The sequence below is a fragment of the Paenibacillus sp. FSL H7-0940 genome, from assembly GCF_037979415.1.
In the GTDB taxonomy this organism is placed as follows: Bacteria; Bacillota; Bacilli; order Paenibacillales; family Paenibacillaceae; genus Paenibacillus; species Paenibacillus amylolyticus.
In genome coordinates this window covers 1,683,539-1,706,621 of sequence record NZ_CP150280.1, presented here as the reverse complement: position 1 = coordinate 1,706,621, position 23,083 = coordinate 1,683,539, and the positions used below count along the sequence as shown (strand labels likewise).

General features: G+C 44.6%; 20 protein-coding genes and 1 riboswitch. Of the genes, 8 read left to right on the top strand and 12 right to left on the bottom strand.

Features of this window, described 5'->3' with window-relative positions:
• Positions 1-35: 35 nt before the first annotated feature.
• The 3 genes from MHB71_RS07595 to MHB71_RS07585 all read right to left on the bottom strand — a co-directional run bounded on the left by MHB71_RS07595 (position 36) and on the right by MHB71_RS07585 (position 3,162).
• Complete coding sequence (locus MHB71_RS07595) at positions 36-1,070, bottom strand: hypothetical protein (protein WP_340029205.1); 1,035 nt, start codon at positions 1,068-1,070, stop codon at positions 36-38.
• Positions 1,071-1,528: 458 nt separating this feature from the next.
• Positions 1,529-1,738: a hypothetical protein gene (locus tag MHB71_RS07590; protein WP_340029204.1), complete on the bottom strand. Its 210-nt coding sequence runs from the start codon at positions 1,736-1,738 to the stop codon at positions 1,529-1,531.
• 146 nt (positions 1,739-1,884) lie between these two features.
• Positions 1,885-3,162: a YCF48-related protein gene (locus MHB71_RS07585; protein ID WP_340017660.1), complete on the bottom strand. Its 1,278-nt coding sequence runs from the start codon at positions 3,160-3,162 to the stop codon at positions 1,885-1,887.
• 337 nt (positions 3,163-3,499) lie between these two features.
• Here MHB71_RS07585 and MHB71_RS07580 point away from each other — a divergent pair, with 337 nt between their 5' ends.
• Complete coding sequence (locus tag MHB71_RS07580) at positions 3,500-4,429, top strand: L-lactate dehydrogenase (protein ID WP_036613729.1); 930 nt, start codon at positions 3,500-3,502, stop codon at positions 4,427-4,429.
• Between the two features lie 272 nt (positions 4,430-4,701).
• Here the strand turns inward: MHB71_RS07580 and MHB71_RS07575 are convergent, their stop codons facing one another.
• The 5 genes from MHB71_RS07575 to MHB71_RS07555 form a co-directional block, all read right to left on the bottom strand.
• Positions 4,702-5,622, bottom strand: a complete 921-nt coding sequence (locus tag MHB71_RS07575; RefSeq protein WP_047843346.1) for a tyrosine-type recombinase/integrase — start codon at positions 5,620-5,622, stop codon at positions 4,702-4,704.
• A 99-nt stretch (positions 5,623-5,721) separates the two neighbouring features.
• Positions 5,722-6,801, bottom strand: coding sequence for a hypothetical protein (locus MHB71_RS07570; protein ID WP_340029203.1), 1,080 nt, complete (start codon positions 6,799-6,801; stop codon positions 5,722-5,724).
• A gap of 259 nt (positions 6,802-7,060) precedes the next feature.
• A complete protein-coding gene (locus tag MHB71_RS07565; RefSeq protein ID WP_253509053.1) occupies positions 7,061-8,497 on the bottom strand; it encodes an amino acid permease in 1,437 nt (478 codons plus the stop codon).
• A gap of 521 nt (positions 8,498-9,018) precedes the next feature.
• Positions 9,019-10,398: an amidohydrolase family protein gene (locus tag MHB71_RS07560; protein ID WP_340029202.1), complete on the bottom strand. Its 1,380-nt coding sequence runs from the start codon at positions 10,396-10,398 to the stop codon at positions 9,019-9,021.
• 111 nt (positions 10,399-10,509) lie between these two features.
• Positions 10,510-11,061, bottom strand: coding sequence for a CGNR zinc finger domain-containing protein (locus MHB71_RS07555; RefSeq protein WP_340029201.1), 552 nt, complete (start codon positions 11,059-11,061; stop codon positions 10,510-10,512).
• 143 nt (positions 11,062-11,204) lie between these two features.
• Here MHB71_RS07555 and MHB71_RS07550 point away from each other — a divergent pair, with 143 nt between their 5' ends.
• The 6 genes from MHB71_RS07550 (at position 11,205) to MHB71_RS07525 (ending at position 17,240) form a co-directional block, all read left to right on the top strand.
• Positions 11,205-11,705 carry a DinB family protein gene (locus MHB71_RS07550; RefSeq protein ID WP_340029200.1) on the top strand — a complete coding sequence of 167 codons (501 nt, stop codon included), beginning with the start codon at positions 11,205-11,207 and terminating at the stop codon, positions 11,703-11,705.
• Positions 11,706-11,789: 84 nt separating this feature from the next.
• A riboswitch (FMN riboswitch) is annotated at positions 11,790-11,943 on the top strand.
• A gap of 144 nt (positions 11,944-12,087) precedes the next feature.
• Complete coding sequence (locus MHB71_RS07545) at positions 12,088-13,068, top strand: DMT family transporter (protein WP_074095439.1); 981 nt, start codon at positions 12,088-12,090, stop codon at positions 13,066-13,068.
• A 322-nt stretch (positions 13,069-13,390) separates the two neighbouring features.
• Positions 13,391-14,887, top strand: a complete 1,497-nt coding sequence (locus MHB71_RS07540) for an amidase (protein WP_340029199.1) — start codon at positions 13,391-13,393, stop codon at positions 14,885-14,887.
• 134 nt (positions 14,888-15,021) lie between these two features.
• Positions 15,022-15,630, top strand: coding sequence for an urea carboxylase-associated family protein (locus MHB71_RS07535; protein WP_340029198.1), 609 nt, complete (start codon positions 15,022-15,024; stop codon positions 15,628-15,630).
• Positions 15,631-15,769: 139 nt separating this feature from the next.
• Complete coding sequence (locus tag MHB71_RS07530) at positions 15,770-16,396, top strand: LysE family translocator (protein ID WP_017688112.1); 627 nt, start codon at positions 15,770-15,772, stop codon at positions 16,394-16,396.
• A gap of 82 nt (positions 16,397-16,478) precedes the next feature.
• Positions 16,479-17,240, top strand: coding sequence for a YqcI/YcgG family protein (locus tag MHB71_RS07525; protein WP_047843355.1), 762 nt, complete (start codon positions 16,479-16,481; stop codon positions 17,238-17,240).
• A 56-nt stretch (positions 17,241-17,296) separates the two neighbouring features.
• On the opposite strand, the gene MHB71_RS07520 is transcribed toward MHB71_RS07525, so the two are convergent.
• The 4 genes from MHB71_RS07520 to MHB71_RS07505 all read right to left on the bottom strand — a co-directional run bounded on the left by MHB71_RS07520 (position 17,297) and on the right by MHB71_RS07505 (position 21,635).
• On the bottom strand, positions 17,297-18,643 hold the full coding sequence (locus MHB71_RS07520; RefSeq protein ID WP_340029197.1) for an amino acid permease: 1,347 nt from the start codon (positions 18,641-18,643) through the stop codon (positions 17,297-17,299).
• A gap of 623 nt (positions 18,644-19,266) precedes the next feature.
• Positions 19,267-20,160, bottom strand: coding sequence for an aldo/keto reductase (locus tag MHB71_RS07515; protein WP_340029196.1), 894 nt, complete (start codon positions 20,158-20,160; stop codon positions 19,267-19,269).
• Between the two features lie 134 nt (positions 20,161-20,294).
• A complete protein-coding gene (locus MHB71_RS07510; protein ID WP_076250275.1) occupies positions 20,295-21,068 on the bottom strand; it encodes a glucose 1-dehydrogenase in 774 nt (257 codons plus the stop codon).
• A 78-nt stretch (positions 21,069-21,146) separates the two neighbouring features.
• Complete coding sequence (locus MHB71_RS07505) at positions 21,147-21,635, bottom strand: GNAT family N-acetyltransferase (protein ID WP_036613700.1); 489 nt, start codon at positions 21,633-21,635, stop codon at positions 21,147-21,149.
• A gap of 193 nt (positions 21,636-21,828) precedes the next feature.
• Between MHB71_RS07505 and xerS the strand changes: the two genes are divergently transcribed.
• Positions 21,829-22,920 carry a tyrosine recombinase XerS gene (gene xerS, locus MHB71_RS07500; RefSeq protein ID WP_268748590.1) on the top strand — a complete coding sequence of 364 codons (1,092 nt, stop codon included), beginning with the start codon at positions 21,829-21,831 and terminating at the stop codon, positions 22,918-22,920.
• Positions 22,921-23,083 lie beyond the last annotated feature (163 nt).

The window sequence follows — 23,083 nt, the reverse complement described above, 5'->3', positions numbered from 1 at the left end:
AGAGTGTTAGTTCTATGGATTAAATAGCGCTTAATTCATTTGTTGAAATGAGGAAGTCTCAACCAGTTAATTACCAAGTAAGAAGTGATGAAGTACCAAAGCTTGAATAACTTAGTAAACTGCTGATCGGTCGGAAATATGCCGTTTTTTCTCCAATCTGTAACAATATCTTTACAACTAACATTTTCTTGTGTGTTTATTCCGTTAATACTTTTGATTTGGTGACTGCTGTGACGTGAATAAGGGCCAAATAAATCAGAAGCATTAAACATACCAAAGAAGCACCCCTTATAATGAGAATTACTATGAATTTGTTTATCTAGCGAATATACCAAATGGTTTACTTCAGGTCTGATAGACTTTTTATCATATAAGCTTTTGTTTCGAGTTATATCCATATTTATGGTCTCTAGAATATTGCTTAGCCTTTTAATAAAATCAGATTGTGTGTAACTATATAAGTTAGCCCATTCATACAGTACTACGCTAATTTCTTTTTTTACTATTGCACCCTTAAACAGATAAGAACTATTGAATATGTCTTTATTATTGTTCGTAACTTTTTCAAATGCGGACAAATTATATGTTCGAAGAAGCTCGGTCATCTGAATTGCCCATAAATACTCTTGAAATGAATTTGCTTCTACGTAATGTTCTTTTCCTTTGTTCATGATATGATTTGCATACTTCAAAGCTCTTGAATCAGCGATTTGAACATCTTTCGTTTCTAGCACATTCTCTATGTCGCTTATATTAATATGCTCCCCCTTTTGTACAACTTCTTTAGTAACCTGATGACTCCAAAGGTGTCCTAATTTAGAGTGCGCTTCATAGTAGCTTAGGAACACGCGATGTAATGAAAAAAAATTACTTTCACCTACACTTGAAATCATGTTATCCACATCTTTATGATGAACCCGAAATAAGCGCTTTTGCTTGGTAGCGTACCCATCTTCTACATTAATTGTTTCTCCATCCTCAAAATCAATATAAAAAGAATTTAACGCAGGTAATGTATCAAAATGAGCAGAAACAATAAGTCCGGAATTTTCTGAGGATAATCTATGCAAGTTAATTTCTCCTTTTAATTCGTAAATTCAATTCCAAGTAGATTCAATTCATTTATACTAACTTCATGCCCCTATAGTTTTCGTGCCTTTATCACAAAGATTACAGGGAGCATCTTTGCTTTATTAGCAAAATCATCATTTTACAGTTGCATCAATTATCAAAGTAACATTTTTTAATAACAAGTCTATCCTCTTCTGCAGCAACACATTTGTGGATGACAAAAGTTGTCCTTTGGTATCCCAAAACAAGCCATTGGTTTAATGAATACTACGTTTATCCATGTCACTTTCCTCCAAACTAAGAGTCAATAAACAATTCCACATTTTGAGTAATTTACCTTAATTATTTCTATAATAACCCATGCTGCAATATTTGCGAAGTGAATTTAAAAGCGCATACATTTCTCTCCAAATCAAAAAGAACCCTCCCGCAGGAGCGTTCTCTGTGAATGATTAGCCTAAGCGTACATCAGATCCATATACCCGCGAGTTACATCTTCACCTTCGGCTTGTTCGGGTTGGTCTACTTGTGCGTGTTCTGCCATGCAAGCCTTCACTGCTTCCTCTGTCGTACAACGATTCGCATCGTCACATGTGTAGCATAATTGAAGCATATATCTGGTTAATTCATCCGCCTGCGTGAATTGAGTTTGACCGTTGGTTCTCATCTTCATCACTCCTTCTCTTGTTGAGTTAAATATATCACCTTCTAGTGGATTTATTTGTGATTTATTTCACAAACTAAGCAAAAAAAGAAAGGAACCCTTAGGCTCCTCTCCATTCTCCTATCTATTCACATCGATAACACTCTACTTTAGAGTACTTTCCAATGTACACCGCCATCTACCGTTTGCAATAACAACGATCTTTTGGCATCTGTATTTTCAACCAATATCCAGCCAAGCTTGGGGGTAACCATCTGCATCTTCACAATCTCCGGATAATCTTCGAGAATTTTCTCCAGTACACTGCTTGCAGGAAGAGCACTCCACGTTTTGCCCGCATCCTTGGTGTGGTAGGTTATGCCCTTTTGCATCGCCCAACCTTCCAACGCGTTCAAAAATACCGGTGAAAGGTTACGATTCGGACCCGTTTGTTTGTTTAAAGTGAAATTGGACAGCTTCCAGCTCTTACCGCCATCGGTGGTAAAGAATCCATTGAATGTTGTGCTCTCTCCTTGAGAACAGGACATTGACATCCAGGCTGACTGCGCTTCACGTCCAAAAAATTGTGGTGAACTAACACTGAAATTACCACACCCGTTGAATTTGTTTCGATCAAAGAAGGATGGTCCAGTATTCCAGTTTTCTCCGCCGTCTGATGTTACATACAACTTCGGTGTGCCGAACTCCAGCGCTGTTAAGAAACCATGTTTTGGATCCGAGAAAGTCATGCCCGTGGTGTATCCACGTTTGGAAATCTCTTCTGCTTCCTGTTTGCCCTCTTCATCACTGGATGACATCCGATTCCAGGTGATTCCACCGTCCTCGGTGAAGTAAAGTTTCTTGTCCTGTTTACCAATAGCGGTATCGACCGTAGTGAGAATCCAGCCTTTTTCAGGAGATACAAATGAGATCGCAGTCACTTTATCCGTCTTGGAAAGAGAAGACAGACTCCAAGTTACGCCCCCATTATTGGTGCGAAGCACCATAGTATCTGTTCCACCCATACCTTCACGAACAATCCAACCGTGCGCACGATCTACAAAATAAATGCTTTGTCCATATTTAGGGTTAGCCGGAAACTGTACATTTTCCGAAGGTGAAATATTGGTCCAGGTCTTTCCCTGATCCTGAGTGTAGTACAGGCGCAGCGCATTCCGCGTCACACCCCACGCCAATCCTCCGTTGTCATTGAGCAACTGAAAATCGGTCAAACGGGTCTGTATTTGGTACTTGGCCATATCTGCAGATTCTGTACTGTTCACAGGGGGAACGACAGTTAATGTCTGCCCTGTATTCCCGGCGTCCTCCTGCTGCTGCGGAGGTTCTGCTACCGGAGGTTGATCTGAGTCGGTGCATGCAGCCAATACAGCTGCTATACCTATAGACAGCAATGCTGTCTGCGCGATTTTAATCCATTGCAAACGCAAGTGGGTTCCACCTCTCTCATCCAATATACAGGCGCGCATGCCTGTCCTATGGCGTTTTATTTACGATTCATCAGAATCCACTGCTCCTATTCTACCACAAACCTTATGTAAAAGGCTCATTGCCCACTCATGGTTGGACCGCTCCCTTTTTCCAGTTCATACTCTGGGCTATAGGTCGCACATTTATTACCATTAATTTCATCCTAAACTGTTTTTCGACGGAATACTTGGTAAAAAGACATGAAATGTGAACTATTTTATAGACAACACTCGCTTTATATTCTCTAATCCCTTAATATGGATGGGAGTATAACCCAAAAAGGAGAGGATATTGAACATGACAAATAGTGCAGCTCTGAAACCAAGTCGTGTCGTAATTGTAGGCATGGGTGCGGTGGGAACAACAACGGGATACACGCTAATGTTGAGACAGCGTTCGTCCGAGTTGGTATTTGTGGATGTGAATCATGATAAAGCAACCGGCGAAATGCTGGATATGAACCACGGTCTTCCATTTACGGGAGGCGTGAAAGTATGGGCTGGCGATTATTCCGACTGCAAAGATGCAGATATCATTATTATTACAGCCGGTGCTTCCCAGAAACCAGGCGAAACCCGGATTGATCTGCTGAAGAAAAATGCAAGCATTTTCAAAGATATTATTGAGCGCATTACTGAAGTGAATTCTCATGGTATTTTACTGATTGCAACCAATCCTGTAGATATTTTGTCCTATACTTCGTGGAAACAAAGTGGATGGCCTGCTTCCCGTGTCATCGGTTCAGGTACATTGCTCGATAGCGCACGTTTCCGTTACCTGATTGGTAAAAATAAAGGGATCGACCCGCGTAGTATTCACGCACACATTATTGGTGAGCATGGAGATTCCGAAGTACCGGTATGGAGCCTGGCTAACGTTGCAGGAACAGATCTGGAATTGGATGAAGAAACACAACAGGATATCTTCGACCGTACCAAAAATGCAGCGTATGAGATTATTAATGCCAAAGGAGCGACTTCCTATGCAATCGCACTTGCTCTGGACCGCATTGTAGCTGCAATTCTCGGCAACGAAGGCTCCGTTCTGAACGTATCCACGTACCTTGAAGATTACAATGGTGTATCGGATGTTTATCTGGGTGTTCCATGTGTTGTCGATCGCAACGGTGTGCGCGAAATTCTGCCTCTTCCGTTGAATGAAACCGAAAAAGTGGCTTTCCAGGCTTCTGCTAACAAATTAAAAGAACAGATCGCTGGACTCGAGTAATTCAATCGCGCAATCATTCATATCGTGAACGATTCAGCACGTTAAAAGTTGTAAATTAAGATATCTGTCTTAGCCAAAAGGGCCATTTGTTTCTTCTAAAGAGAAGAGGCGAATGGTTCTTTTGTTTGATTTCTATTATAGGCCTATTTAGATTTCAGATATTAGTTTACATAATATTAATTATGTTTAAATATCCACCATCCAAATCAATAACAAAAAAAGCCTGTCACTTGGACAGACTCCTTTTCGGATTAAATATTGGCTTTTTTCTTCTAATATGTCGGAAGTTTTACGTCCAGCAGAGCCATAGCCTCTTCTTTCTCCCTACTGGTGACGTGTGTGTACACGGTTGTTGTTTGAATCGATGCATGACCAAGCAGTTCCTGTACCGTACGCAAGTCGGCTCCACGCCGTAACATCATGGTCGCGAACGAGTGACGCAGCTTATGACTGGAGTAGTTTTGACGTTGATTGGCTGGTGATTCCTGCTGGAAGCGTTCAAAGGTTTCCGTAGATATGAGCTGGATGCTGCGAATCGACAGTCTCTTCCCTTTTTGCGAGACAAATAGTGCTTCCTCTTTTGGCCGCCAAGGATCGAGACGCTCAGCCATCGCTTGAGATAATACTTTTGCCACAGTCTCCGGTACAGGGAGTGAACGCCATTTACGGCCTTTACCAAATACATCTAATGTACGCCGCTCCGCATTATAGTCTTTGCAATCCAACGCATGCACTTCTCCAACCCGTAATCCCATATATCCCATCAGTAGAAAAACAGCCAGATTACGTGTGCGATACTTGCCTTCTACCGACTCCAGGAAACGTGTCAGCCCACTTTCATCAAGGAAAACAGGCGCACGGTTTTTCTCGGTTTTGGATTTTTTGATCCCAAACGCCGGATTATTCGTTAACAATTCGAGTTCAATGAGGGACTTGTAAAAACAGTTCACCGCCGCATGTTTGCGATTTCTCGTGGCGTCACTAACCCCACGCTCCCGGGCACGGGACAGAAAAGACAACACATGCAGCTTTTTGACCTGCTCCAGTGACTTTCCTTGAATGGAGACCAGGAATTCCACCACGTCACCCGTGTATGATTTTACCGTATGGCCTGTATATCCGGCATCCTTCATCCATATGTGAAAAGCTTCTAGCTCGTCCGCATATTGCTCCTGAATCTCCTCGGTCATCATCTGTCTACGTCACCTCAATTCGGTTCTTTATAAGTTGACTAAGATTATTTACACGGGCACTGCCATGACAGAACAACCTTCTTAAGCTGAACAGAGCCCCTAGGCTTCATCCACAATGACAACATCAATCAGTGGAATGATCGTTTCGGGTTTGCCTTGACTGCGAGTAAGTACAAACGATGGCAATGGATTCTCGTGCAACCCATTCACGGATTCACAGATCTGAGTATACAGATCCATATGCAACGTCTCGCCTTCACCCGCCACATCAATAACAGGCCAATCATTCTGCACACAGGCAGGCCAATAAGCCAGCTCATTCGCAGGTACGATACTTAATTGCTGAATGGACGGATCGAGATGGTAGATCCCTTGCCGTTCAGGTTCATCGCCCAGCTTGTCCACGGCGAGTATTCGAGCAGACTGCTCATCTGGTGCAGAATAGAGTGAATAACACCACGGAGTCACGCCCCAGGCGATCGCCATCATCCCCTCTTCCAGCAACGTATCTGACAGATTGCCTTCGGCAAATTGCTCGATCAGATTATGGTTACCCGGTCCCATCAGTTCCTCTACACGTTCAGCGAGTCGAGGCAGATCAGCGAGAATAAATCCCCCTCTCCCGTAGGAGTCAAACACATGATGGTTTCTGCTCCACACAGCTTGAGATGGTGAACTCAACGACGCTGCTTCTGCCGGAAAAAGCAATATATATACGGTGATAACTTGCGCATACTTAACCATTGCAAGTTGTTCAGGTTCGAGTGTACCTTCAGCAATACGAGGTGTTTTCATATGCAGGGAGATTCGAAGTTCGTATTCCCCCTCTGTAAATACTGACCAACCAAGATTAACAGACTGTTCAACGCCTTCAATAGATGCAATGGAGATTGAGCTATCCGGTTTCAGGTTAACAGCATACTGCACGTATGCCAGCTCCTGACCATAGATGATATTGGCATCCTGACGATTGACCGGTGAGTCCAACTGTTGTGCAATGACAGATACTTTACGTCCATCCTTCAGAAGGCGCTGCGGATCAATATCTAACTGTAGGTCACCTGCACCTCCTGATTGTGAAACAACTAATTGTGCCTCTGCAAGTACGGATGAGTCAGCTAATGCAAATCCAAAAGCTGCATTTTGATGATCTGAATTCGTATGTAATGGTGTGTTCATGATACATCCCCTCTCTTATGTCTGATGGCATGTCACATCCCCAAATATATTTCATATTTGGCTTAGCCGCAACCCCGCCCCCGTGATTAACTTGGTTACGTCCCTTATTACTTACCCATATATGAAGAAAATTCCAACCTTCCCCTGCTGTTATCATCCTTTATCTTTCTAGATAAAAAAATCCCCATCCCGCTTCGCCTAAGCGATACGAAATGAGGAAAAATGAAGATGTTCTCGGTTAAAGACGTTCTCAACTAATCTATTTATCCTTTGCTCTGAAAGCACTCGAGATCCGGCGTGCCGGATTCAGATGACTGTAATGACGTCCATACGCAAAGTAGATGATCAATCCGATGATCAACCAAGCAAAAAACGTAATCCATGTCAGCGCCGCAAGGCGTGTCATCAAGTATACACAACCCAATGCACTCAGAATCGGAATCAGTGGCACAAGTGGAACGCGGAATCCGCGTTTGAGATCCGGGTTATTTTTACGCAACACGATAATGCCCAGACTTACAACTGCAAAAGCAAACAACGTTCCGATGTTCGTAAGCTCCGCCAAATGTCCCAGCGAGATGAACCCGGAGAACAGAGCCACGATAATGCCCGCAACCCATGTCCCTACCGCTGGTGTCTGACTTTTGCCACTGACCTTGGAGAAGACCGGTGACAGCAGTCCGTCCCGAGACATGGAATAGAGCAGACGTGTCTGACCATACATCATAACCAGCAATACGGTCGTAATGCCGGCAATCGCTCCAAGAGATACAATCCAGGACAATCCCTTCAGTTGGACATATTCAAATGCAAACGCAACCGGATCACTTACATTCAACATGTTATAAGGCACAATCCCTGTGAGGATCAACGATACAACAATGTAGAGAACCGTACAGATTGCCAGTGACGCAATAATTCCAATCGGCAAATCCCGTTGTGGCTGCTTAACTTCTTCTGCCGCTGTAGAGACCGCATCAAATCCGATGTAGGCAAAAAATACCGTCGCTGCCCCTGCAGTTACACCCGAGATACCAAAAGGCAAAAATGGCTGCCAGTTGGTTGGCTCTACATAGAAAACACCTACACCAATGAAGATCAACACCACGATAATTTTAATCGCTACCATGATGCCGTTCGCACGAGCAGCTTCCTTCACCCCTCGGGTAAGCAGGAAAGTGATAATTAACGTAATGACCGCCGCCGTGATGTCAAAATAGGTTCCCTTTTCCGGGCTGAACGCACTCGTAAGAGCATGTGGTAACTCCAGCCCGAATCCGGACAATAACGTTTGGAAATATCCAGACCATCCACTGGCTACCGCCGCACTCGCAAAACCATACTCTAATATCAGATCCCATCCCAGAATCCAGGCAATCACTTCGCCAAAAGCCGTATAGCTGTACGTGTACGCACTACCCGATGCCGGTATGCTTGAGGCAAATTCCGAGTAACACAATGCCGCGAATGCACATATGATACCTGCCAGCAAAAATGACAGTACAAGTCCCGGGCCGGCATACGTTGCGGCAGCTACACCAGTCAACACAAAAATCCCTGTGCCGATAATGGCACCCACCCCAAGTGTGGTTAAGTCCAACGGACCGAGCGCCCTTTTCAATGCACTGCTGTTATCACCCTCCGAGGCAATTGGTTTTTTACGAAATAATGAAGATCGTTGTTTGTTCTCACGCATAGTCATGTTCCTCTCGTCATGAATCTTGAATGTGCTATGGATGTAGCAGCGATTGGATGGCTTCCCATCTGTTCTATGAAAAAGTCATTTGTTCTATCTTATCGATCACCTATAAAAACCTATCGAATTCTACACGTTATCGCGTTGCTTGGTTAAATTTATTTTTGAAGATCACTTATTTTGTTCTTTTTCCGCGAAATTTATCATGATCTGTTGCACGTGGATGAATATGAAAATGGATTTAAAACAAAACTACGTATAATTTATATTATGCGCAGTTTTTATGAGCATAATTTTCTGCGAAAAACATCTTTGGTACCTTGTTATCTGAAGTTAAGAAAAAGAGAGCTCTTTTCGTCTTTTTTCGCTGTCCCTTCCTCCCTTATCCTGTCTAATTCGACGATATGAAGGGCATGTCAAAGAGCCACATATCATTATGCGGCCCTTTATTTTTTACTATAGGTAGAGGTGTATATAAAAATACGAACTGACTTCATTTCAGGTTTTTATGAAAAAGTAAATTATGAGAAAGCAATTCTCTCTGCATCTGACATCCTGTATTGGGTTAACAAATAATCTTTGCTCTGCATCGCCGCATGACGAATCGCATCCAGATCAACATTCAACAGCTTACCCTCTCGCTTCACGAGTCTACCTGCCACAAAGACCGTATCCACGTTGGATGGATTGGCAAATTGCACAACAGCGCCGATTGGATCATGAACGGGGAACATATTCAAGTCGGTGGTACGAATCATGATCAGATCCGCTTCCTTCCCTGGGGTCAACGTACCCACCTTCTGCTCCAATCCCAATGCCTGGGCACCAGCTGAAGTTGCAAATCTCAGTACTTGGCTGGACTGCAAGTTCAACTCACCAGGCATCTCACCCTGCTGCAAAAGTTGTTCATTGGCTCTGGATCGTTCAGCTTGAAGTGCAAACTTCATCTGCGAGAACATATCTCCGCCTGTAGACGTCACTACATCTACACCAAGTGTAGGTGTTCCCCCATGTTCAAGAAAATAGCCGGTGGCCGGATATCCATGACCCATCATCATTTCAACCTCAGGTGTGACCGACAAGGAAGCACCGCTATCTGCCAGCATTTTGTATTCATCCATGCCCATGGTGTTACCATGAACGATATTCACCCGTGGACTTAACAGTCCCGCTTCGTACAAGTGACTGATCGAGCGATCCACAGATCCCCAACTGCCAAATCCGGCATGCATGGAACAGATCGCATCCAGTTCTTGTGCTAGCTCGATCTCTTTCACGGTTGTATCCCAATGACTGAACTCCGGACCACGAATGGCAAGCCCATAAGTAAGCAATTGATCCCGTGATGAAAAATAACGTTCTTTGACTCTTCTCACATCATTATTCGAATACGTGAGTTGACTATCCCGATTCCAGTAGTCCGTCTCACCAGGTACTCCGTGAGCAAATACCGCCCGAATGCCAGCATCCTGAAGTCCACGAATCAGTTCATCCGTATGGTCAGGGGAATATGGCATGCTCCAATCCATTACTGTCGTCACTCCTGCGTTAAGCGCTTCCAAGGAACCAATCAGATTGGCAATATAACTATCTTGTGGGCGGAGCTTGCTTCCCATCGCACCATAATAGAGATTTTGCAAATAAACTGGTAACGACCAGTTGGTTCCCGCTGTTTTGACAAGTGATTCCCACATATGCCGATGCGTGTCCACCAGCCCAGGCATAATAATCATCGATGAAGCATCAATGATCTCCGCATCCGGAATATCCAGGTCGGGCTGAATAGCCATGATCAGTGAATCCTGAATCAGAATGTCCGCCCTCTTATACTGTCCAATTTTAGCATCCATCGACAACACACAGCCATTTTTCAACAGATAACTTGTCCGCACAAGAAACATCTCCCATCTATTTTGGTTTGAAAGACGATCACATCCTGCTTACGAATCTGTACTGCTTCTGACTATTTTTTCGCTAGTATATATACATTATATAGTTATTGTTAGTATTTATCAATTTTGGGATTTACGTTTTGCTCGAAATCTTCTGACCTTCATCAGATTCCCACACATCTTATCATCACAGTACTTCTGTGTTCTGCTTCGGGTATCATCATAGAACATCCAGCGACAATCCGAATTATCACAGATCCGAATCCTGCGCCCTTCTCCCTCCACCAAAGTCAATGCAAAATCAGCAGCTACCTCAGCCATAACCTGATGCCAATGAGCTTCCACAGCTACCAGTTGGAGTTTCAGTTCCTGATCAATTGTATTCAATGTTCTTCTCACATGTCCTGCTTCCATAAAGCCATTCAACCATTGTTTTTCTATATCCGTTAATGATGCTCCAGAAGACAAGCGGGTTCCAAGAGCTATCAATTCATTCCTGAAATTTCTCATCGACAACTCATCTTCTGGAGATGCAGGGACAGAAGCGTTAAGTTGCCATCGTTCCAGAAAATCTTGCTGCCAGCTCGCCTTCCCGAGCCTGTCCTCCGATCGATCTCCCCCACGCCAGTCATGATAATCGCTGTTTACAAAATCGGTCCATAACCTGTCCATATATACCTCCGTTCATCGTAACTATCTAATTAAATAAAGAAGGTTACAACTCATCTTTGATGTGTTATATTAAGTGTAACCTTATTAATCAGTTTTAGCTAGTTACATCACAAATCACAATTATACGCAAGGAGGAAAAGGCAATGACAAAAACAACAGCACTAGATGTGTTACTTATTCAAAAGGATGATACTTGGGATCAATGTAATTGGATTGTACCTTTGTCAAAATCCTTGGAGGGTCTTACAGCAGAACAAGCAGCCTGGATTCCACCTTCAGGGGGATTAAGCATCTGGCAGTTGGTTAACCATATGTATTATTACAACCATCGCTTATTATGTCGCATGCAGGGTAAGGAGCCTACCCTTCCTGCTGTAGACTCCAATGAATACACGTTTGGGAATCCGGGAGATGCAACGGATGCAGCTGGTTGGAATACACTGATGCAGGGTACAACTCGATTAGCCCAGCAGTTGCTAGATCAATTGGCTGCACTACAAGAGTCAGATCTTGAAGCCGCATATATGGATTCCGAAGAGAAATGGGCACACGAACTAGCTCGCTGGGTACTCCATGATGCGTATCACGCAGGTCAGATCGTGCTTCTTCGCAGACAGCAAGGAAGTTGGAAAATCGTTTTCTAAAAATAATGCTTGAACTGCTAGCGCTTACAGGAATAAGATGAACTTATTAATGTTACAGCTTGTTCAACACACTATATAATTGAATAGGATCTTCGGGGTAGGGTGCAATTCCCAACCGGCGGTGATGTTCTTCGGAACCAGCCCGCGACTCGCTAATTGTTCTTAACGAAGGACATTCAGCGACTGACTTGGTGTGAATCCAAGGCCGACGGTACAGTCCGGATGAGAGAAGATCAACACATTGACATGCCGTTCACGGGAAGGCCTCTTTCCTGACGCATGTCCTTGGATGAGCCCCCGTTTATTTGGTATATACCAAAACGGGGGCTTTTGTCGATTTTGCCAACTGAAGATTCCGTGTTCTGACGAAGGAGTCCTGAATATGGAAAAGACATCAGCAGCATCACCTGTTTACCGCAAGGAACGAAGTAATACCGGATTCTGGCTTGTAGTTCTCGGCGCCGCCTTATGGGGGGTCGACCCACTCTTCCGAATTATTTTGCTAAACACGATGACATCCACGCAGATTGTACTGGTGGAACATATCATCGTCAGTCTTATTGCCATTCCCGTGCTGTGGAAATTCCGGTCTGACCTGAAAAACCTGCGCGCTCGCCACTGGATTGCCGTGATTTTTATCTCATGGGGAGGATCAGCACTCGCAACGGTATTGTTCACCATGGCACTAACACATAACGATCCGAACACGGTGCTTTTATTGCAAAAAATGCAACCACTCTTCGCTATCGTGCTGGCTAAACTGTTATTAAAAGAAACGTTGCCACGTCGCTTCGGTGGATTGTTCTTCATTGCATTAGCAGGAACGTACCTGCTTACATTTGGCTTCACATTGCCATTAGGTAACTGGGACAACTGGATTCATGCTGGAAGCTTGTTATCCCTTGGGGCCGCTGCCTTATGGGGAGGTTCAACTGTTATGGGACGATTGATGCTGGGTCAGGCGCGTTATGAAACGGTCACCTCCCTGCGCTTTGTCGTTGCTCTTCCCCTCCTGATCTTTATGACGTGGAATGAAGGTGCAGCATGGACGTTCCCGTCCGGAACGGGTGAACAGACTGCTGTCATCCTCAACATTCTCGGTCAGGCATTGTTACCAGGTTTGCTCAGTCTTCTGTTGTATTACAAAGGTCTGTCGTCAACCAAAGCATCTGTTGCAACTCTCGCGGAACTCAGCTTCCCGATGGCGGGTGTGTTGGTGAACTGGATTGCTTTCCGTACACTGATTACATGGGAGCAGCTGCTTGGTTTTATTCTGATCTGGGTGGCCCTCTTCGCCATTTCCAGACAGCAGGAAAGATCATCAACTGCGGCCGATGCTGCACCAAAGCTGCGTACAGAATAAGTAGATATATCTGAGGTTCACATATAAACAAATAGTCAAATATAAAATAAAACCATTGCACATCAAATTAGATGAGCAGTGGTTTTTTATTTCCATGACTCGATATTACTCGTTCATTTTCTCAATTAGCAATATGAACTATTAACCCTGTGCTTTATTTCTATATCGCAAATGCAAATACTCCCCTCTTTCCCTCCAACCTCATAACGAATATCCATATCATCGCACTACGATTCTTCTATGTTTTGTCTTTTGTCTAATCCGGTGGTACGATGACATATGGAATAAACAGATGAATTATATTCAGAGAGGAACGATCATAATGTCTTCATTCTCATATACCTCCTACGACGCCGTAGGTTTGGCTGAACTGATCCGATCCCGGGAAGTATCCCCGGTTGAAATGCTTGAAGCGGCGTTTGCACGCCTTGAAGAAGTGAATCCGCAACTTAATGCGGTTATTCGTACATATGAATCTCGTGCACGGGAGGAAGCCGGTTTGGTTCGACCTGGAGAACAACCTTTTGCCGGTGTTCCCCTGCTCCTGAAAGATATTTCGCAATCCTTGGAAGGTGAATTTCTGACTTCAGGCTCCCGTTTGTTCAGCGAGCATCGTGCATTACGCAATTCCAATTTTGTCACTCGACTCCGTAATGCAGGCTTTATCTTCATAGGACATACCAATACGCCTGAATTTGGTTTAAAAAATATTACCGAGCCCCGTCTTCATGGTCCCACTCGCAATCCATGGAATATCAATCACTCCCCGGGTGGTTCAAGTGGTGGTGCCGCTGCTGCTGTAGCTTCGGGTATTGTTCCTCTTGCCGGAGCCAGTGACGGAGGAGGTTCGATTCGTATCCCGGCTTCCTTTAGCGGATTGTTTGGATTGAAGCCAACCCGCGGGCGCACACCTGTAGGACCGGGAGTTGGTCGTCAATGGCAAGGCGCATCGATTGATTTCGCCCTCTCTCGCTCGGTTCGGGACAGTGCTGCATTGCTTGATACGTTACAAGTCATTCAGCCCGAAGCTGCGTTCCATGCTCCACTCTTTCCAGGCAGTTACTTGGCTGATATGAGCTATCCACATCAACGCAAACTGAAAATTGCATACACAACGGATTCGCCCGTGGGAACACCTGTCAGCGCAGAAGCCAAAGAGTCTGTATACAAGCTCGTTCGCTGGTTGGAAGATCAAGGTCATCATGTTGAAGAAAAACTGAGTCCAGTCAATGGAGTTCGGTTGATGGAGAACTATTACATGATGAACAGTAGTGAGATGGCTGCGATGATCTCTTCCATGGAACGATCCATGGGCCGGGCTCTGACCTCCGATGATATGGAGATTGAATCTTGGGTTCTGGCTGAAGCAGGCAAAAAGGTGTCCGCTGCGGAATTTGTACATAGCTTAGCTGAATGGGATGTAGCTGCAGCCCAGATGTCCACTTTGTTCGAGCGTTATGACTTCTACGTCACACCTGTTAATGCTTTTCCTGCGCCTAAGATTGGTGAATTAACGCCTCATGACGAACAGATCCGTAATCTGATGCGAATTAGTGAATTGGACAAGACCCAGCAGCAGCAACTCATCTATGAAATGTTTGAGCCAAGTCTTACGTATACACCGTTCACCCAGCTTGCAAATCTGACAGGTCAGCCTGCGATAAGTGTACCTCTGCATATGACACCTGAAGGGTTGCCAATGGGCGTTCAAGTGATGGCAACCAAGGGACGCGAAGATTGGTTATTACATCTGGCTGGACAGCTTGAACAATCAGACCTCTGGATCGGGATGAGAGGTAATCCACTATTTCCAGCATAAAGACGTATTATGTGGTGTGTTAAATTTACCATTGGATGTTCCTGCCTGAGTACAGAGTGCATCGCCATAAAAGTGCATGAAAGCTTCATCTGCTCCGCATACTGAAAGCAAAAAGTAGCGGAGGAATGTGACGGATGAATACGAATCAGCGCCATAAACAGTCTTATCGTATCCCAGCCAAAACGGGATATGCCCTGAAAGTAAGCAAGGGTTCTTTACTACGCATAACTGATCTGGAGGGACAGCAAATCATTGATTTTGTGGCATACGATGCTATGGATGCTAACCATCGCTTGGACCCCGGCGTGACAATGGACGTATTGCGTACTTATCGCATTAAACCAGGACAATTTGTGTATTCCAATCAATATCAACCCTTACTCAAGATTGTCCGTGACACCGTTGGGGTACATGATTTCTTCAACTCCGCTTGTCGTCCCGAGATGTATGAGGTGTTATACGACAAAAAGGATCACGCGAGTTGTTATCACAATCTGAACACGGCACTGGAACCCTTCGGGATTCTACCACCAGATCAACACTATCCATTTAACCTGTTTATGAAGTCCGTTGTAGACAGTGAAGGCAAGATTGATGTTGTAGCTCCCGACTCTCGTGCAGGTGATTATATCGAGATGGAGGCATTAATGGATCTCACGATTGGGCTCTCCGCCTGTCCTTGTGAAGAAAGCTCATGCAACGGGTACAACTGCACCCCAATTCAATTGGATGTGGAACTTTAACAGAATAACAAGGCCTTGACGCAGTATGAGATAAAAGTAGTTTGTTCTAATTCACTCCTTGCGGGAATACGATGACTTGTACCCATTTTCTGTGACGACTGGTACAATTCATCGAACCCGTTAAGGAGTGAACGTGTTTATGTCTGTACTGTTCAGTTATATCATTCTGGGAATATCATTGTCCGCTCCAATCGGTCCGATTAACGCCGCCCAACTCGACCGTGGAGCCCGCCACGGATTCATGCATGCCTGGATTCTAGGACTCGGAGCTATGTTTGCAGACTTGGTGTATATGCTGCTGATTTATTTTGGAGTTGCCCATTTTCTGGACACGCCGTTCATGCGCTCTTTTCTCTGGTCATTTGGCAGTTTTATTCTGATTTACACGGGAGTGGAAACGCTCTCGAAGCTGAAACAAGGCATTCAAGGTACTTCTACTGCGGAGGCGACTGTTCGAAAATCTTTTATTTCCGGCTTTTTGATGGCTCTGTCCAATCCACTGAATATTTTGTTTTGGCTTGGGATCTATGGCTCCATTCTTGCGACAACTGTGAAACATACGGATACCGCTCATTTACTGCTTTACAGTTCAGGCATATTCATTGGTATCCTGGTGTGGGATGTCATTATGGCTGGAATGGCCAGTCGATTCCACAAACATAGCAGTGAAAATGTATTGCGATGGATTTCCATCATTTCGGGAATCTGCCTGATCGGATTTGGTTTGTATTTCGGGTACGAAGCTGTACGTTCCATTTTTTTCTGACAACAAAATCAGGCTGGACAGTCACCCAACTTCCCCCACATTAATACTGTAACGGTATCATGTGGAATGGAGTTGGGAATCAATGGCGGAGCTGTATAGTGCCGACGAAATAAACACCTTGTTTGAGCGTCTTCCATCTTGGCAGCAGGACGCTTATTCGCAATTTGCAGATATGATCGCCGATGAAAATAATACGTATCCGTGTGTACCTGGACGAATGGGATTTCTGTCAGGGCATTTGAGGTACGGCTTTACGTGTGACCCCCGATCTGAACATGCTGCCGAAGATATGGCCGATCTGCTTAGACAATATGGTCCTGTCTCCAGAGACACTGGTCATTACGCTTCGATGGTCGTGATCTGTGAGACGCCAAGTGATCTGAAAGATCATACAACGGTAGAGCAATATCAGACGTTATTCTGGCAAATGCTCAATCGGGTAAGTTCACACGATACCGAGCCGTGGCCAGAACATATTTCAACCGATCCTCATGATTCATCATGGGAGTTTTGCTTTGGCGGAGAGCCTTACTTTTGTTTCTGTGCAACTCCTGCACATGAACTCCGAGCCAGCCGGCATTTTCCTTATCTCATGTTTGCTTTTCAACCACGGTGGGTATTCGAATCCATTAATGACAACACCCCTCTTGGCCGCAAAATGAAAACCTTAATTCGCAAACGTCTCGCTGCATATGATGCTGTACCTGCTCACCCTTCGCTGATGTGGTATGGTCAGCAGGATAATCTGGAATGGAAACAGTATTTCCTGCCTGATGATGAGCAGACACCTTCCAAATGTCCATTCATGCGGATGAAGCAAGCCTTAGGCAAGTTGACGAAATAATCTTAAAGCACTCATTAATCCGTTGTACGACCTCCACGAAAGTTGCTGAGAGTTGCTTATGGTTTGGATGGTGCTGACTGCGATGCTTTCGAGCCACGTACCTTATGAACAACATACGTGATGATCCCAAGGAACACCAAAAGTCCCACACTTGCCAGCAGACCCGTTCTGCTGGCTTTTTCCATTGCTGTCCCAGCCACAGCAGCCACAATTAATACTATGGCAATCCACACTTTGATGCGATTCCACTTCACGGGCTTCATTTTTTTAATGTACGTGATGCAGATGAGCAGCCATGTATACATTAATACCAGACTACCTGCTGTCGTCACATATTCAAACAAACTCTTGGGCATCCATAATGCCATCAACGTAGACAGGACTAATCCAGCCGCTGTACAACACAATGCCTGAAGTGGCATGTCCTTTTTTCCCCAGGTCTTCGTGAACAGCTTTGGTGCATCTCCATCTTCTGCGAGTTTCACCAACATGGACGTAATTGCATATATCGAAGCCACCATCGTTGAGAATCCGGCAATAATCAGAACTCCGTTGAGAATATGGACCACAACGGTGAATCCAATGGTTGACATGGCTTTGACAAGCGGACTTTCATCTGGAGTTAACTGAGCGGAAGGCACAAGCAACAGGATCAACGCAATTGCAATCACATAGAGTGTACTCACCGATAATAACATTACTCGACCTGATTTCACTGCATCTTTTGGTTCTTTCAGGTTAGCAGCCATCAAACCCATGACCTCGATCCCGGCAAAAGCAAAGAATGCATAGATGAAACCGGTCCATACCCCTTTACCTCCATGCGGGAACCATTCATTCTTCAATTGCTCTGGTGTTACTTTTACAGGTAACCAACCCAGACAAGCCGCTCCTGCTATAGCTATAAATGCAACCGTTGCAGCAAGTTTGATTACAGCAAGAATATTCTCCGTTTTGGTTAATCCCTTCGCTCCCAGTGCAGCAATAAACAGACCTATAGCGGCATAGATCGCAACAAATGCCCAAAGCGGAAACTTGGGAAACCAGAATTGAGAAAACAGCCCAAGTGCCGTTAATGAGCTGCCCATGATGAGCATTTCAGAAAACCAGTACATCCATCCACTACCAAAACCAGCCCAAGGTCCGAATGCTTCGCCCGCGTACGTTCGAAAAGCGCCTTCCTTTGGATCATCTGCCGTCATCTGTGCCAGCGCACCAAATACAAAGTAAGTACCTGCCGCCGCCAGCACCAACAATATAAGTACAGATATTCCGGCCCAATGAATCGCCAGACTGGTTCCTAGAAAAAATCCCGTTCCCAGTGTGCAACCCGCGCCAAACAAGGATAGGCTGACCCAACTTAATTTTTCGTCGTCGTTTTTACGGTGTTGCTGACTTTTCATGAAGCTCCTCCTTCTGCCTTATCCCCTTACGATTTACAGGTCATGGAGGTTTTATGTCTGTATTTCCAAAAGAATTGTTATCGGTTTACATAATAATTAATATGTTAAAATCATTCTCATGATGAATTTAAGCTGCAAACTTCTAGGCATCATTCATAAAGATATATTTTCAATTTGATTTAAATCCGCAAAAAAAGTGGTTGACTTCAATCGCTTAAAATGGTTTTCCTTTTAAACTTGGTGGTGCGTCAATGTAGCTATATGAGAGATGGTAACTAAGGTGAGAAAATGATCTTTCTATTGTGAATTTTTCATATGTTGAAATATTATAACTTAGTCGTTATTTCTTTTAAATTGAACGTAGATTGCCTATTTTTCGTATTTTCTCAATATCTTCGTCGTTTTTTATAAATTTAGTCGCTTATAATAAGGGATATTTCCTGGGATCTTTCCTCTTTCATCCTTTGTCACCCGTTTGAACTAAGCTGACGTATAGACATTATTCCCTAAAATTTTTCGCAGCCCCTGATCCGAAAGTTGTTGTGAATTTTTCATATGTTGAAAATATTTTATGTTTGTCGTAAAAAAAGCCGCCATATGGCGGCTTCGCTAATATTTCCAATTTAAGTCCGACCAGTCCAATCTGCTCCGGCGATTTCTTTCCATCGTGCTCTAATTTCATCATACAATTCCTGTGGAAGTGGCCCCTTAGCCACAAGATCAGCATTTTGCTGCCAGCGATTAGGCTTGGCTGTTCCTACAATAGCTGTGTCTATACCTTCGGTACTTAGCGTAAAACGCAGTGCTGTTTCTACCGCTGCCTGGGCATCTTCACCCAGAAAACCATAGTTCAGTTCGCTTAAGCGCTTCCAGTATATAAATGGATAAGCCTCTTCGGAAAGTGTATCATACGTCCAAGCCGCATTGGCAATTGGTCTTTTCGCGATGACACCCATGTTTCTCTTCCTTGCCTCAGGCAACGTAAGATCAATTGCTTCCTGATCTGCGATATTTAATGAAGTCTCCAAGCTGTCAAATACTCCGGTCTGAATCGCATATAGCGCATCTGTTGTATCCCCACTGTATCCGATAAACCTGGTCCTACCTGATTCCTTGGCACGCTGTAGCACTTCGATCACTGCTCCTTGTCGGAGTACTTCTTCGGAGCAGCTATGCAAATGGATAACATCCACATAGTCCGTTTTCAGCCTTTTCAGACTGCGGTCAATCGTTTGCTCCAGTACTTTGGCATCCCAATCCGGGCCTTCGATCCCGGCAGCATGTCCACATTTGGTGAACAAATAGTAGTCATCACGCCGATGTGACAACACCTTGCCGATTAATTCCTCGCTGTCACCGTAACATTCAGCCGTGTCTATCACGTTTAATCCAGCATCCAGGGCACTATTCAGCAATGTCGCTACATCCGTTTTGGATACATTTTTTCCTATTTCCGCTCCGCCAAATCCAAGTGTACTTACGTTCATGCCAGTATTACCGTACTTGCGCGTTTCCATGGTTATCTTCCTCCAAGTTCAGTGAATTGGGTACAGATAAATAGAAATACAGATCAACTTCAACTTCCCTTATGTTATTACCCATGATTTGGTTATGCCACCCACTTTTCCAAACTGCAACCAACTTCATTTATTTAAAAGCCATAAATGGACATTCCACCGTCAACCAATAACGTCTGACCCGTTATGTATCCCGCTGCATCTGATGCCAGGAATACAACCGGCCCTACCACTTCTTCGAGTTCTCCCACTCGCTGTAGCGGTGTACGGCTGACAATTTCCTGCAAATACTGGGGATCATCCAGCAGTTTTTCAGTCAGAGGTGTTCGGAAATACCATGGCCCTACTGAATTGACACGGATTCCATACTTGCCCCATTCCAGTGCGAGCACTTTGGTCATATGAATTAACGCAGCTTTGGTCGCGCCATATACAACCCCTGTCCGTAAAGCCGTGTGACCGCCTACCGAAGAGATGTTAATGATCTTCCCAGTCCCACGTTCTTTCATATGCAGACCCGCCAACTGCGAAGCGAAGAAAGCCGATTTTAAGTTTGTCTGCATGATGGTCTCCCACTGCTCGTCCGTTACTTCAAGTGCTGGTGTCCGTATGTTCATACCTGCGTTATTCACCAGAATGTCCAGACTACCCATCTCCGAGATTGCCTCTTGAAACGACTCTTCCATTTGTTCTTTTGATGTCACATCCGCAGTCAGAGCGAGCGCTTTACGCCCTGTCTGTTCATAGATGTAGGCGGCTGTCTCCTCAATTTCTTTCATCGTTCGGGATACAAGTACAACGTCACTGCCTGACTGGGCAAGTCCAATCGCAATTGCTTTTCCGATCCCTCTCCCTGCACCTGTCACCAGTGCTGTCTGTCCATCGAGATGGAATGTGGGTACGTTCATGTCACTCACTCCTTCATCAGATTCTTAATTTCAGCATTCAAGCAGAACGCTTTATATGTAGGTAAACCCCGATAGGAATCAGGTTACAAAATACTGGCTTGGATTGCCCAGTTCCGGATGGAACTTCTCTCGAAAGCGGCCTCCGGTATAATCCCCTATAATTTTTCGCCAGAACGCCTGCGCAATAACATTGTTACGAACCTGGGTCACTTTCCATCTTCCTGGAAAACGTTTGAACAGCTCGTAGGCTGCCCGAGTGCCCACCCCACTACGCCGATATTTTTGCATCACAAAAAACTCAGTCAAATAGTAGTCATTATCCTTACTACCAGGCTCCAATTTCTCCACCAGAGCAAACCCTGCAGGTGCCCCATCACTTGTAATCAAAAAAGGAAACTTGCGGTCCTTTTCTGCCCAGAATGCCTCCAGACCGGGATATTCCGGAAAAATGCCGTTACTGTCCACATCAATATTCAGGTATTTGGTAAAATCATATAAATAAAATTGCATTAAATGCCGAATCACCTGACTGCGTTCCCGGGGAACCAGTTCTATTTTCATATTCATCCGGTTCACCTCCTCTGCTCTACGTATACTAATTACTTTAAAGGTTTACGCGCCGAAGGGCAAGGAAGCATACCCTACTTACTGCCTGCTTTGGTGAACAAGCTGTGAGCATGTAAATTATGGTACACTAGAGCATAGAATACTATTAAATTGAATATTAATCTTATATGTTTTTCACATGGAGGTGTCGAACTTGACCAACGTGCAAAAAGAGATTGATCGACGCAAGCTGGATGACAAACTACCTTCCATGCCTTGGTTCGTTCAGCAATTCATGGACTACAAACTGCCTGACCTGTCCCCCTCTACCCTGCTCGAATATCTGAGAGATTACGAAGCTTTCTTCGGATGGTTGCGAGCAGAGGGGCTATCCGAGGCAAGCTCTAATAAAGAAGTTACCTTGACTGAACTGGAAGTCCTTCGCATGGATTCGGTTACCGCCTATCGGTTATTTCTTACAACCAAACGGGAAGGAACCAATTCCAGAATTACCGTATCTCGCAAACTCTCTTCCCTTCGCTCCCTTTTTCATTACCTGAGCCAAATTGCGGAAGATGAAGACTTTTATCCTTTGCTGAAGCGGAACATTATGGCCAAAATCGAGATCAAGCGTACCCATAAACCCAAGGACACCGCTGCCAAACTCAAAGGTAAAATCCTGGAGGAAGAGGAACTGCTGGAATTTATCGGCTATATCCTTGAAGGTTACGCTGTTGATATGGAAAAGAACAAGCAGGCCCTGTACTCCCATGAAATCAACAAAGAACGGGACGCCTGCATTGCCAGCCTGATCCTCAATTCAGGTTTACGGGTGTCGGAAGTTGTGAACCTGAACGTCGATGATCTCGATCTGAACAACAAACTCTTGTATGTTTATCGCAAAGGTAATAATGATGAGACGTACAAAACACCCGTTTATTTCAGGGAACAGGCCAAGGACGAACTCGCGACTTATATGAACCTGCGGCAATCACGTTACCGTACGCCCAAGCGGGAGAAAGGTCTGTTCATTGCTTTGCGTAACGGAGATTCAGAAGGCAGTCGAATGACCAAAAGAGCGATCCAGGCCATGATTATGAAATACGCCAAGCGCTTTGGCAAACCATACTTGACCGTGCACAAATTACGCCATTCATTCGCAACCGACTATTATTTGCAAAATGATATTTACAAAACGAAGGAGCAGCTTGGACACGCTTCTACGGAAACGACCGAGATCTATGCTCACCTTACCGACAAAACGATGTCCGAAGCCATCGAACGTCGTACCGACGAAGGAATGTAACATCCCGAACATAATAAAAGCAGCAAACCGCATCAAGGATTTCGATCCGAGAAAGGTCTGCTGCTTTTTGTCTTTTTGCATTATTCAAAGAGAATAGCATAAGCAGAAATAACTTGGTTTACATAATAATAATTACGTTGTATCCGTAAACGATCAGTCACAC